This window comes from Streptomyces sp. CG 926 (genome assembly GCF_003148825.1).
Taxonomy (GTDB): domain Bacteria; phylum Actinomycetota; class Actinomycetes; order Streptomycetales; family Streptomycetaceae; genus Streptomyces.
In genome coordinates, this window is record NZ_QGGZ01000007.1 from 372400 (window position 1) to 384753 (window position 12354).

10 protein-coding genes are annotated in these 12354 nt (G+C 73.2%); 5 read left to right on the top strand and 5 right to left on the bottom strand.

What is annotated here, in order from left to right:
- Positions 1-225: 225 nt before the first annotated feature.
- The gene (locus tag BCL76_RS20935) at positions 226-1071 is read right to left on the bottom strand and encodes a hypothetical protein (protein WP_109781062.1); all 846 of its coding nucleotides are present in this window, start codon (positions 1069-1071) and stop codon (positions 226-228) included.
- Positions 1072-1231: 160 nt separating this feature from the next.
- The gene (locus tag BCL76_RS20940) at positions 1232-3394 is read right to left on the bottom strand and encodes a right-handed parallel beta-helix repeat-containing protein (RefSeq protein ID WP_109780964.1); all 2163 of its coding nucleotides are present in this window, start codon (positions 3392-3394) and stop codon (positions 1232-1234) included.
- 215 nt (positions 3395-3609) lie between these two features.
- On the opposite strand from BCL76_RS20940, the gene hmgA reads away from it, so the two are divergent.
- Both hmgA and BCL76_RS20950 read left to right on the top strand, forming a co-directional pair.
- Positions 3610-4923 (top strand): homogentisate 1,2-dioxygenase, encoded by a 1314-nt coding sequence (hmgA, locus tag BCL76_RS20945; RefSeq protein ID WP_109780965.1) that lies wholly within the window; start codon positions 3610-3612, stop codon positions 4921-4923.
- A 96-nt stretch (positions 4924-5019) separates the two neighbouring features.
- Positions 5020-5769, top strand: a complete 750-nt coding sequence (locus BCL76_RS20950) for a GntR family transcriptional regulator (RefSeq protein ID WP_109780966.1) — start codon at positions 5020-5022, stop codon at positions 5767-5769.
- Positions 5770-5861: 92 nt separating this feature from the next.
- Here the strand turns inward: BCL76_RS20950 and BCL76_RS39045 are convergent, their stop codons facing one another.
- Positions 5862-6026: a hypothetical protein gene (locus tag BCL76_RS39045; RefSeq protein WP_181382635.1), complete on the bottom strand. Its 165-nt coding sequence runs from the start codon at positions 6024-6026 to the stop codon at positions 5862-5864.
- A 154-nt stretch (positions 6027-6180) separates the two neighbouring features.
- Here BCL76_RS39045 and BCL76_RS20955 point away from each other — a divergent pair, with 154 nt between their 5' ends.
- On the top strand, positions 6181-7305 hold the full coding sequence (locus BCL76_RS20955; protein ID WP_181382645.1) for a type ISP restriction/modification enzyme: 1125 nt from the start codon (positions 6181-6183) through the stop codon (positions 7303-7305).
- Positions 7306-7749: 444 nt separating this feature from the next.
- Positions 7750-8946, top strand: a complete 1197-nt coding sequence (locus BCL76_RS20960; protein WP_109780968.1) for a CaiB/BaiF CoA transferase family protein — start codon at positions 7750-7752, stop codon at positions 8944-8946.
- Between the two features lie 49 nt (positions 8947-8995).
- On the opposite strand, the gene BCL76_RS20965 is transcribed toward BCL76_RS20960, so the two are convergent.
- On the bottom strand, positions 8996-9265 hold the full coding sequence (locus BCL76_RS20965) for a hypothetical protein (protein WP_030723188.1): 270 nt from the start codon (positions 9263-9265) through the stop codon (positions 8996-8998).
- A 279-nt stretch (positions 9266-9544) separates the two neighbouring features.
- On the opposite strand from BCL76_RS20965, the gene BCL76_RS20970 reads away from it, so the two are divergent.
- A complete protein-coding gene (locus tag BCL76_RS20970) occupies positions 9545-11389 on the top strand; it encodes a serine/threonine-protein kinase (protein WP_109780969.1) in 1845 nt (614 codons plus the stop codon).
- Here the strand turns inward: BCL76_RS20970 and BCL76_RS20975 are convergent.
- On the bottom strand, positions 11359-12165 hold the full coding sequence (locus BCL76_RS20975; RefSeq protein WP_109781063.1) for an SGNH/GDSL hydrolase family protein: 807 nt from the start codon (positions 12163-12165) through the stop codon (positions 11359-11361). The genes BCL76_RS20970 and BCL76_RS20975 overlap by 31 nt on opposite strands.
- Between the last annotated feature and the right edge of the window lie 189 nt (positions 12166-12354).

A 12354-nucleotide genomic window follows, 5' to 3' on the forward strand; every position in this document is an offset into this window, starting at 1 on the left:
CCCGGGGCGACGCCCCGCGGGTGCGAGGGCCCGACCGCACGGACTCCGCCCCGGGCCCGGACGGCCGGGACGGAACACCACTCGGGAACGCGGCGGGCACGTGGGACCGAACCGGGCGCCGAGCCACGGGCCCGGGCCGGACCGCGGGCGCGGCGCTGGGTTCAGGGGTGGGATCGGGCGTGGGTTCGGGCGTGGGTTCGCGGGTGGGTTCGGGGTGGGGTGGGGTCATCGGACGAGGAGTTGGGTCAGGACGAGGTCGGACTCGTGGGTCTCGACCTCGAAGAGGCCCGTGCGGTCGGCCGTCAGGATCAGGGTGGCTTCCTGGCCTGCCGGCAGGGCGAGTTCCTTGTCGTAGCCGTGGACGTGCAGGGTGTCCGCGCGGTCGCTCGTGACGCGCAGGGCCAGCCGCTCTCCGCGTCGCAGCTCGGTGCGGGCGGGGGCCGGGCTGACCTTGCCGTCCCGGACGGTGATGGTGACCGTGCGGTCGGCCTGCTCCGACGGCGGGGCCTGGCCCGACGGCGGGGTCTGGCCCGGCGGTGGGGTGTCCCCGTGGGTGTGTCCGCCCGTGCGGCCCGGGGCGGGGGCGGTGGCGGTGGCGGTGAGCTGGGCCGTGCCCTCGACCGGCTTGCCCGAGACCGCCCAGGCGGTGTGGTCGTCCGCGTAGAGGCGGACGGTCAGGGTGTGCGCGCCCTCGGGGACCTGCGCCGCGGGCAGGTGGAACCAGGGGCCGTACAGCCGGGCCAGCTTGCGCCCGTCGAGCTCCAGGTGGGCGTGGCCCGCGCCCGGGAGGGCGGCGCCACCGGTGCTGTCGGGGGTGAAGCGGTAGTTCTTCACCGCCAGTTGGAGGTTCCAGCCGTCCTCCGAGTCCGGGCGGACGGTCAGCTGGACCTCCGGCGCGCCCTCGGCCGGGACCTCGCGGAGCCGGTGGCCGCCCGCGTCGGTCGCCGTGAGCAGGGTACCCACGCTGCCGGAGGCCTGCTCGTGGCTGGTGCCGGGCTTGTGGTGGGTGGTGGCCCGCCCGCCGCAGCCCGTCGCCGCGCCGCCCGCGAGGAGCAGGGCGAGGGCGAGCAGGGCCGCCGCGCGGGCGACCCGGCGGCGCCTGCGGACCGCGCGGGGCGGCGGCGCGGCACAGGCGTCGCACCGGTTGTCGTCGTCGGGCGGGAGGTCGGGCCGGAGATCGGGCTGGTCGGTCACGGCCGGCCTCCTGCGGTCGGGGCTGCCTGGGCGGGGGTCACGCCGCGGGGTCCGGGGTCGCCGGGGTCGCCGGGGTCTCCGGGGCGGCCGCGGTCAGCGCCGGGGCGGGGCCGGCGGGGACCGGCTCTCGGTCTCCCGCGGGGTCGCCGTCCGGGCCGGACGGGCGGGCCGGGGTGCCCGGGCGGGCCGAGGCCACCACGGCCCACAGGACCCAGACCACGGCGACCAGGGCCCGTACCCAGGCGGGGCTCAGGGGGGTCCAGGGGATCATCAGGACGGCCTTGTCGAAGGCGTCCAGCAGGGTGAGCCCGGCCAGCAGCAGGGTCATGCGGGCCAACCAGGGGCGGCCGGGCCGCAGCACCAGCCCGACGCCCGTCCACCACAGGCCGAGCAGGAGGAGGGCGAGCGCCGGGACGAAGGTGGCGGTGAGGGACATGGTGGAGCCCGCCACGTCCAGGACCAGACCCACCAGCCCGGCCAGCGAGGCCGCCGTGCCCAGGCGCGAGCCGCCCGGCAGCGATCCGCGCAGGCGGCGCCACCACAGGACCCCGCCGACGAGCAGCAGCACGGCGGCCACGGCCAGCGCGAGCTGGGTTTCCACCCGCTCCAGCCCGCGCGCGCCGTACCAGTCGCAGCCGGCGGGGAGTTTGCGTGCCTGGACGTTGTAGTCCGCGCAGACGAGGAGCTGGACCAGCTTGACCGGTTCGCCGACCAGCCGGGCGGACGCCCCCGAGACCTGGCCTCGGCGGTCACCGCACTGCGGGACGGTGCCGGGGGTGGAGCCGTCGGGTCCGTCCTGCCAGCAGTTGGCGCGCCCCTGGCCGTCCCACCACACGTCCATGCCGTTGGGGCGGGCGGCGCCGGACTTGTCCTTGCCCATGACGTTGTCGGCGTACCGGTTGTGGTGGGAGGTGTCGGTCTGCTTCGACCACGCCTCCTCACCCCGGATGAAGGCGGGGACAGCGCTGAGGAAGAAGCCCGCGCGTCGGTGCCCGTACACCCAGTTGTTCTCGTAGAGGTTCCAGTTGCCGCCCGCGGTGATGATGCCGGTGCCCGGGGGCATGGAGATCTGCGGGCAGACCACGCCCCGCTCGTAGCCGCGCTCGATGGGCGGTTTGGCGCAGGTGCCGTCGGCGACGTAGCCGTAGTAGTCCTGGTTGTTGTCGTGGATGAGGTTCCGCTCGAACTTCGCGTGGTTCTGCGGGAGTCCGGGGTGGCCGGGGAAGGCGCTGTCCATCGAGGCGCCGCCCATGTTCTGGTCGAACTCGTTGTCGTGCACCCACACCGAGTCGCCCGCGGTGCCGGAGTAGCCGACCATGTTGTGATGGCTGTGGCAGCCGGTGATCTCGATGGAGTACCGGGGGACCTCGTAGCCGCGGCCGTCGTTGATGTTCGAGGCGCTGCCCGGGTAGATGCCGGAGTCGCCGTTCCCGTACGACTCGCAGTTCTTGTAGAGCCCGTGGTCACTGGCGAAGGTCAGGAAGCCGTACTCGTCGTTCCAGCGGGTCAGCACGTCGTCGATGACGAAGCCGTCGCCCGCGAGCACGTACAGCGAGTTGAAGGTGGTGCGCTGGGCGGTGAAGTTGCGGAAGTAGATGCCGTTGGACTTGTCCGCGCGGATGGCGTTCAGCTTCTGGTACTTGGCGTCGACCACCACGTCGAGCCGTGACGCGCCGGTTCCCTCGATCTGCAGGTTCGTCTTGCCGAGGATCGCGACGAGGTTCTGGTTGTGCCGGCACTGCACCTGCTGCTCGTAGGACAGGATCTGGTATCCGAGCGAGGACTGGGGTGCCTTGAGCGCGGCGCACTCCCCCGTCGGTGTGGGGAGGGAGGGCTCCTCCTCGTACAGGCCGGGGAGGATCGCGATGTTCATCCCGGGCCGGTCGACGGCGTCGACGGCCTCCTGCAGGTGTCGGTAGCCGCTCTTCTCGCACCGCTCGTACAGGGCGAGGTTGCGCTGCCTGAGCTCTTCGGGGAAGGCGGATATCCGGCGCTCGAAGGCGGGTCGGTCGGTTTTGCAGACGATCAGGTCGGGCTCCGCGGTGCGGTACTCGGGTACCGATCCGGAGCCGTCCGGGAGGGTGATCGGGCGCTCCTCGTGCGCGCTGGCGGCGGGCGCGGCGACGAGGAGTGACAGGAGGGCGAGGAGGGCGGCGAGGAGCGCCGCCGGCACGGCAGGAAACCTGCGGGTCCACGACATGCGCGTGAGAGTAGAGCAATGTTCATCTTTTGGGATCCCCCTGGACCGAATCCGTGCTCCCGCCCGGCGTTTTCGACCCTCGCCCACGACGCCCCGGCCCCCCATTCCGGCCTTTCCCGTCGATCTGGAGGTCGGGGGCAGACTCGCCGTTGACGCACGAGCCGCAGAATCCTACTGTCGAGCATAGGATTCCTTCGACGGAGCGGGAGCAGCACATGAGCGAGCAGGCCAGGAAGACGGCGGAGGCACTGGAGTACCTCACCGGCTTCGGCAACGAGCACAGCTCGGAGGCAGTCCCCGGCGCACTGCCGATCGGCCGGAACTCGCCCCAGCGCGCCCCTCTCGGCCTCTACGCCGAGCAGCTCAGCGGCAGCGCCTTCACCGAGCCCCGCACCCACAACCGCCGCTCCTGGCTGTACCGGATCCGCCCCTCGGCCGCGCACCCGCCCTTCACCCGGATCGACAACGGGGCCCTGCGTTCCGCACCCTTCACCGAGTCCGTGGCGGACCCGAACCGGCTCCGCTGGAACCCGCTGCCCGAGCCGGCCCCCGGCACCGACTTCCTCTCCGGCCTGTGGACCCTCGGCGGCAACGGCGACGCCGCCCAGCGCGCCGGCATGGCCATCCACCTCTACGCCGCCAACGCCGACATGACCGACCGGGTGTTCAGCGACTCCGACGGCGAGCTGCTGATCGTCCCCGAGCGCGGCGGGCTGCTGCTGCGCACCGAGCTGGGTCTGCTCGCCGCCCGCCCGGGCGACATGGCCCTCATCCCCCGCGGCGTCCGCTTCCGCGTCGAGCTGCTCGACGCCGACGCCCGCGGCTACATCTGCGAGAACTACGGCCAGCCCTTCGAGCTGCCCAACCTCGGCCCGATCGGCGCCAACGGCCTCGCCGCCGCACGGGACTTCCAGGCGCCCGTGGCGGCGTACGAGGACACCGAGCGCCCGACCGAGGTGATCAACAAGTTCTGCGGCAACCTCTGGTCCGCCACCTACGACCACTCCCCGCTCGACGTGGTCGCCTGGCACGGCAGCCACGTCCCGTACGTGTACGACATGCGCCGCTTCAACGTCCTGGGCTCGATCAGCTACGACCACCCGGACCCGTCGATCTTCACGGTCCTGACCTCACCCTCCGACACCCCGGGACTGGCGGGCGTGGACTTCGTGGTCTTCGCCCCGCGCTGGCTGGTCGGCGAGGACACCTTCCGTCCGCCCTACTTCCACCGCAACGTGATGAGCGAGTACATGGGCCTCATCGAAGGGGCCTACGACGCCAAGGCCGAAGGCTTCGTCCCCGGCGGCGGCTCGCTCCACAACATGATGTCCGCGCACGGGCCCGACCACGAGACCTTCGAGCGGGCGAGTGCGGCCGAGCTGAAGCCGCAGAAGATCGACGACGGCCTGGCCTTCATGTTCGAGACCCGCTGGCCGATCACCGCCACCGCGCAGGCGGCCGGCGCGGATCACCTCCAGCGCGGGTACGACGACGTGTGGCAGGGTCTGCAGCGGCACTTCCGCGCCTGACCTGCACTGCATACGCTGCATACGCCGCATACGCGGCCTGCGCCGTACCGTGCGGCCACCGCACGTCCCCCTGCCCAGCCCTTCGGAGATCCACCCGTGACCGCCTTCGCTCCCGACTCGCTGGTACTGAACCGGAAGCTGCCGCTCTGGTACCAGGTGTCGCAGTCACTGCGCGCCTCGATACTGGGGCGCACCCCGGACGCCTCGCTGCGCCTGCCCACCGAGGAGCAGCTGGCCGGGCACTACGGGGTGAGCGTGCTGACCATGCGGCAGGCGCTCAAGGAGCTGGAGGGTGAGGGCCTGATCAGCCGGCACCGGCGGCGCGGCACCTTCATCGAGCCGGGTGCGCTGCGCAGCACCCCGGTGCGGCTGCTGGGCTCGGTCGACGCGATCGTGGCCCAGCAGTCGGGCGACCGTACGACGATCCTCGGGCACGGCCGCACAGCCGTGTCCGGGGAGCTGTTGGAGCACTTCCCGGACACGGCCGAGGTGGTCACGTACCGCCGGCTGCGCCACGACCGGGAGAGCGGCGAGCCGACCAACTGGGCGGAGAACGCGGTCCTCCCGGAGTTCGCCGAGGCGGTGGACCTCGCCGATCTCGAACGCTGGCCGATGACGAAGGTCCTGCGGGACGTCGTGGGGGTGCGCATCAGCCGGATCACGGACACGGTGGAGGCCCGGCTGGCCGACCCGGAGACGGCCGAGCTGCTCCAGGTGCCGCTGCTGAGCCCGATCCTGCACTACACGGGCGTCACCTACGACGAGGACGGCCGGGTGGTGGACGTGGCCCGGATCCGCTATCGCGGCGACCGGTTCTCCTTCACGGTGACGGTCGACGCGCACTGACGACCCTCGGACGCCCCGGAGGGCCTGCGGCCTCCAGCTCCGCCGGTGCCTCCGGTGCCTCCGGTGCCTCGGTTCTTCCGCCGGCCGCGCGCCTACTTCTCGTCGTCCTCCCTGGTGCGTTCGCCCTCCGCCTGGGACGGCGTGGTCCGCATCGTGTGCGGGTGCTGCAGCTGCTTGCGCTGGGCCTCGTCCATGTCCTCGTCGAGGCGCTCGCCCTCGGCCTGTGACGGGGTCGTGTATTCGTCGTACTGGCTCATGACCGCCTCCTCGACCTCCTCGACCTCCTCGGTCGAAACCGTACGAATACCTACATAAGGAGCCTATCTCCTCGGCCTGGACGCAGCCCGGCCATCGGATCCCGTCGCTACCATCGGCGGCGTGAGCGATGACGTACCGCTGCTTGAGGATCTGATGCCCTGGTCCGTGGGCGGCCTGCGCCTGGGCCGGGACTGGGTGGCCGCACCCGATCCGGCGGCCCTGCGCGCCCGCTGGGCCGCCCTGACCGCCTCCGAAGGGGCCGAGCGGGAGCGGCTGTTCCGGCCGAGCCGCAGCCGGCGGCCCGACGCCGGGGCGGCCGCCCTGCCGGGGCAGCGCTCGGCGGCCACGGCCCGTTTCGCCGACGACCCGGGCCCCTGCCCCGACCCTGTACGGGTGCTTCGCGAACCCTTCGACGAGCAGTGGCTGCTGCCCGACCAGCGGCTCATCGACTCGGCCCGCCCCGAGCTCTGGCGGGTCCGGGACGAGCACCAGCTGTTCCTCGTCGAGACTCCGGATCCGCTGGTCACCGCACACCTCCCCGTCGGCCGCCTCGGCCGGATCCGCCCGCTGCACCGGCGCCCCGGCGGCGCCGAGCCGAATCTCGCGCCCGGCCTGCTGTCCCTGCTGGACGCGCGCCACCGCGGCCACGTCACCCCCGAGGACCTCCTGTGCTGGATGCTCGCGGCGGGCCGCCCGGGCCCGCGCGGGGACGAGGTCCCGCTCGCCGCCGATCCCGAGCGCTGGCGGTCCGGGCTGGAGCTGGGACACCGGCTGCTGAGCGTGCAGCTGCGCGGGGCCCGCGGTGGTGAACCGCCCCGGCTGCCCGGCGGGCGCCGGCCGTACGTCCGCTCGGCGGTCCCGGGCCGGCCGCGCGAGCTCGCGTACGACGCCGAGAGCGAGACGCTGAGCCTCGGGAGCGGGACGGTCTCCCCCGTCCCGGCCGGGGCCTGGGAGTACGAGGCGCAGGGGGTGCGTGTGCTGCCGGCGTGGTTCGCCGCGCGCATCGCGCACCGGGGTCCGGACAGCGAAGGTCTGGCCGCACTGGGGCCGGCCGAGTGGCCGCAGAGCTGGACCTCGGAACTGCTCGCCCTGGTGACCACGTTGGCACTGTTGGCCGAACTGGCCCCGGAGCGGGCCGCGTTCGAGCCCGGCCCGGAGCTGTCGGCCGAGGTGCTGCGCACGGCCGGGGTGCTGCCGCCGCCGGCCTGGGCCCGGCGCCCGGCGTCCGTGCTGGACCACCAGGAGGAGGGCCCGGGCGGACAGTTCGCCCTCCTCTGAGACCGACCCACCCCCAAGCACGCCCCCTCCGAACACGCCCCTTCCGGGCACGCCCCCTCCGAGCCCGACCCCTTCCGAGCGCCCCCACTCTGCACACGACCCTCTCCGGGCACCGCCCCCTCCGAGCCCACCCCCCTTCGAGCACGCCCCCCTTCGAGCACGCCGCCCGCTGCGCGCGCAGCCCCCTCCTGGCACGGCTCCCTCCGAGCACGGCTACCTGCGAGCGCGCCCCCCTCCGAGCACGGCCCACGCCGCGTACCGCCGCCTCCTGCGCCGTCGCCACCGCCCGCCGTGCGCGACCTGGCTGGGAACGGCGGAGGCGCGGCCGTAAGGGGCGCCGCTGTGGTCCGGTGTGCTGCTCGTGCCGTTCGTCCCGCCGGCCACGCCCAGGTTCGCACGCGGCCGGTAGTGACAGCGGCCCGTCCGACCCGGTAGGCAGGGCCCATGGCTACCGAACCACTTCCCCTGGACGGCATCACCGTCGTCGCCGTCGAACAAGCCGTCTCGGCCCCCTTCGCCACCCGACAGCTCGCCGACCTCGGCGCCAGGGTGATCAAGGTCGAGCGCCCCGACGGCGGCGACTTCGCCCGCGCCTACGACACGGCCGCGCACGGCCTCGCCTCGCACTTCGTGTGGGCCAACCGGGGCAAGGAGTCGATCGCGCTCGACCTGAAGGACCCGCGCGGCCGGGAGGTCCTGCACGAGCTGCTGGCCGGGGCCGACGTCTTCGTCCAGAACCTCGCGCAGGGGGCCGCCGCCCGGCTCGGGCTCGACTCGGCCGCCCTGTGCGCGCGTTACCCCCGGCTCGTCGCCGTGGACGTCTCCGGCTACGGGGCCGAGGGCCCGTACGCCCACAAGCGCGCCTACGACATGCTCGTGCAGTGCGAGGCGGGCCTGGTGTCCGTGACCGGCACTCCGGAGCGGCCCGTCAAGGCGGGGATCCCGGCGGCGGACATCGCGGCGGCCATGTACGCCTTCTCGGGCGTCCTGGCCGCCCTGCTGCGTCGCGGGGTCACCGGGCGCGGGGGCAGGGTGGAGGTGTCCATGCTGGACGCGCTCGCCGAGTGGATGGGACATCCGCTGCACCACACGATGCACGGCGGGGAGCAGCCCGTACGTACCGGCCTCGCACACGCGGTGATCGCGCCCTACGACGCCTACGCGACGGCCGACGGGGACCGGGTGCTGCTGTCGGTGCAGAACGACCGCGAGTGGCGGCGGCTGGCACAACAGGTGCTGGAACGGCCGGAGTTGGCGGACGATCCGGCGTACGCGACGAACGCGGCGCGCACCGTGAACCGGGAGAAGACCGACGCGGTGGTGGCCGAGGCGCTGGGCCGGCTGGGCGCGGACGAGGCGATCGTGCGACTGGAGGCGGCGGGCATCGCGTGCGCGCGGCTGAACTCCGTGGCCCAACTGGCCGGACATCCGCAGCTCGCGGCCCGGGACCGCTGGCGGGAGGTGGATTCACCGGCAGGTCCGCTGCGGGCCCTGCTGCCGCCGATCGGGCTGCCGGGCGGCGCGGCACCGCACATGGGTGCGGTGCCCGCGCTGGGCGAGCACACCGAGTCCCTGCTGCGCGCCCTGGGGATGGCGGACGCACAGATCTCGGACCTGCGCCGGGACGGTGTGATCGGGTAGGGCCGGGGAGCCGGCGGCCACAGGGCCGACGGCTGCGGTACGGGGACGGTTACGAGCGGCGGCTGCCGAAGAGCGTGCGACGCAGACGGCGCAGCGGCGCGAAGAGCGAGACGCGCGCGCTCCGGCTCCGCAGACGGTGCGTGTGGTCGCGGGAGGTGAGCTCGCGCATCAGCAGCGTCGCCTCGGCGGTCTCCCGGTGCGGGACGGCGGGACCGCCGAGCACAGAGAGGTGGCGGTCGAGGCGCGAGCTGGTCGCACTGCTGCCGCAGGTGATGGCAGGCACGCGAGGCGGCCTGCTGCGCATTGCTATCTGTTCCATGTTCTCTCCCCACCCGTACGAGGGCACCCGGCCCGGGCAGGTTAACCCTATCGCCCCCGCGTCGCCCCCGGGTATCCCGGTGGTGTGAATTACCCCTGCGGCGACGGGGAGTTGACGATTACTCAGCGGAGTCGCCGATTACTCTCCGCACAGACGTCACGCTGCGAAAGGCCTCCGCACGAGTCCCGTCACGACAGGAGCCACTTGGCCCACACTGCGCTAACTTGGAGTGATCGTCCGGTGACGCCCGGGCGCACGGGAGCACACTCGGGGGCGCGCGTGAGTGACCAATCGAACTCCGATCGGGTCATCTCCGGTCGCTACCGACTGCTCGAACCGATCGGCCGCGGCGGCATGGGCATCGTGTGGCGGGCCCGGGACGAGGTCCTGGCCCGCGATGTCGCCGTCAAGGAGGTACGGGCGCCGGCCGGGCTGGAACCCACCGAACTGGAGCGGCTGTACCGGCGGCTCGAGCGGGAGGCATGGGCCGCGGCCCGGGTCTCGCACCGCGGGGTCGTCACGGTCTACGACGTGGCGTCCCAGGGTGGACGGCCCTGGATCGTGATGGAGCTGGTGCGCGGGCTCTCGCTGGCGGACGTACTGGAGGCCGAGGGTCCGATGCCCCCTCAGCGGGCCGCGCACATCGGGGAACAGGTGCTCGCCGCCCTGCGCTCGGCGCACGACTCCGGGGTGCTGCACCGGGACGTGAAGCCGGGCAACGTCCTGATCGCCAACGACGGCCGGGTGGTGCTCGGCGACTTCGGGATCGCGACCCTGGAGGGCTCCTCGTCGATCACCATGACCGGCGAGGTGGTCGGCTCGCCCGAATTCCTGGCGCCCGAGCGGGCGTTGGGACACGATCCGGGGCCCGCCTCGGACCTGTGGGCGCTCGGCGTCATGCTCTACACCGCCGTCGAGGGGGTCTCGCCCTTCCGGCAGGCCACCCCGCTGGACACCCTGCGGGCGGTGGTGGACACGGAGCTGCCGCCGCCGCGCCGGGCCGGGGCGCTGACGCCGGCACTGGAGGGCCTGCTGCGCAAGGACCCGGCCGAGCGGCTGCCCGCGGCGGAGGCGGCCCGGATGCTGCGGGTGGTGGCCGCGGGCGGGACCGTACGGGCCCCCGACGGGCCGGTGTCGGGGCCGGACGCGCCGACGGTCGTCGCGCACCACGGGCAGGGGACGGACACCCCGCGCGAGCCGTACCGGACACAGCCGACGCGGGCGGCGCAACCGGCGCACCCGGGTCCGTACGGGACGCCGCCCCCGGCGGCGCGCGAGGGGAACGCCGGGCTGGTGCTGACCGTCGGCATCGTGCTGATGGTGCTGGCCCTGGTCGCGGTGGGGTGGTTGCTCTTCGAGGACCGCGGGAACAGCGACGGGACGGGCGCCGGGAACGGCTCCCCGACGGGCTCGGCGACGGCCTCCCGGACCGTGACCACGACGCCGTCGGCGGCCGCGTCGGCCCCGGTGTCGGCGTCCGCCTCGGGACCGACGGGACAGCACGTCTCGGTGTACGTGGACGTGCTGCGCTCCTCCTACACCGGCAGCTGCCCACCACCGGCGGGGTCCGCGCCCGCCTTCACGGCCACCGTCGAGGTGGAGCGCACCCCGGTCGTGCTGGAGTACCGCTGGGCCACGCGCAGCGGGCGTACCTCCGGACCCGACTGGCGGTCCGTCATGTACGAGGAGGGCGGACCGAGGAGCCGGCGGCTGGAGCACACCGAGCTCACGCACGAACCGGACGGGGCGTTCGAGGACGCGGTCCGGCTGGAGGTACGGGGACCGGCGGAGGTGGCCACCCAGTGGGTGGCCACCTCGGTGACGTGCCGGGAGGAGACCCCGACGAGCGGGGCCCCCTCGCCCGGGCCGAGTACGTCGGCGACGCCGTCGTCGTCGCCCCCGACGACGACGAGCGCTCCGACGAGTCCCGCGAGCGGCGAGCCGGACGGGACGGTCAGGTCGGATCGGACGGAGCTGATGGATCTGGCGGAGACGGAGGGGGCGGATCCGATCGAGGGGACGGAGGGAACGGATCGCGGGAACCGAACGAACCGCACGGATCGCGCTCGCACGGATCGCGCGGCCTCGGCCGATCAGGCGGCGTTCGTGAAGGCCGGGAGGTAGCCGCCGGACTGTCCGGCGGCGGTCGGGTGGTACGACTCGCCGATGTTCAGCCAGTTGACGCTGTGCAGCCACGGGTTGCCGGAGCAGATCTCGTGGCCCGTGAAGGTGCCGGCGACCGAGGCGAAGGTGAAGCCGTGGTCGGCGGCGCGTTTGGCGATGGCGGCGTTGAGGTGGTCGGCGGCGCCGTTGATGGCGGTCCGCTCGCCCTCGGTCAGGCCGGTGGTGCAGGTGCCGTTCAGCTTGTAGAAGCGGGGATAGCCGAGGACGACGACGTGCGCGCCGGGCGAGCGGCTGCTGATCGCGTTGTAGACCTGGTCGAGCCGGCCGGGGAGAGTGGCGTCCACGTAGGCCTTGGCCTGGTTCACGCGGCTGACGCAGGTGGATTCGGACTGGAGCACACAGGTGGTCATGACGTCGGAGAAGCCGGCGTCGTTGCCACCGATGGTGATGCTGACCAGGTCGGTACCGGAGTTGAGCGGGGCGAGCTGGCCGGAGAGGACATCGCCCGTGCGAGCGCCCGAGCAGGCGGTGAAGGAGAAGGTCTGGGGGGAATGGGCGGCGGCCCACAGGGCCGGGTAGGCGCGGGTGGTGCGCTTGCAGTTGCCGCTCGCGCCGTCGTAGTTGCCGGCGCCGACGCCGGAGGAGTACGAGTCACCGAGGGCGACGTAGCCGAAGTCGGCCCGGGCGGTGGCGGCCGCCTGGCCCGCGCCGAACAGGGTGGCGCCCGCGGCGAGTAAGAGGGAGGAGGTCAGGGCAGCGAAGCGCGACAGTCTCATGCTCATGTGTGCGGCTCCTTGTGGGGGTTACTCCTGAGTCCGTGGTACAAGCAGCCGAGGTCCGCTGGAAGTGTCCATGCCAAGAATATTCAGGGCAGAGTTGCGGCCCGAACCTTCACTCCGCATGCGTTTGAAGAGGGAACTTGGGCACCCGATCCAGCGAAACACGGGTGCACGAGGGCATCGTGT

Excerpts from the sequence above, each read along its gene's own strand:
- BCL76_RS20940 (WP_109780964.1), bottom strand. The coding sequence starts at position 3,394 with ATGTCGTGGACCCGCAGGTTTCCTGCCGTGCCGGCGGCGCTCCTCGCC.
- hmgA (WP_109780965.1), top strand. The coding sequence starts at position 3,610 with ATGAGCGAGCAGGCCAGGAAGACGGCGGAGGCACTGGAGTACCTCACC.
- BCL76_RS39045 (WP_181382635.1), bottom strand. The coding sequence starts at position 6,026 with ATGAGCCAGTACGACGAATACACGACCCCGTCACAGGCCGAGGGCGAG.
- BCL76_RS20955 (WP_181382645.1), top strand. The coding sequence starts at position 6,181 with ATGCCCTGGTCCGTGGGCGGCCTGCGCCTGGGCCGGGACTGGGTGGCC.
- BCL76_RS20960 (WP_109780968.1), top strand. The coding sequence starts at position 7,750 with ATGGCTACCGAACCACTTCCCCTGGACGGCATCACCGTCGTCGCCGTC.
- BCL76_RS20965 (WP_030723188.1), bottom strand. The coding sequence starts at position 9,265 with ATGGAACAGATAGCAATGCGCAGCAGGCCGCCTCGCGTGCCTGCCATC.
- BCL76_RS20975 (WP_109781063.1), bottom strand. The coding sequence starts at position 12,165 with ATGAGACTGTCGCGCTTCGCTGCCCTGACCTCCTCCCTCTTACTCGCC.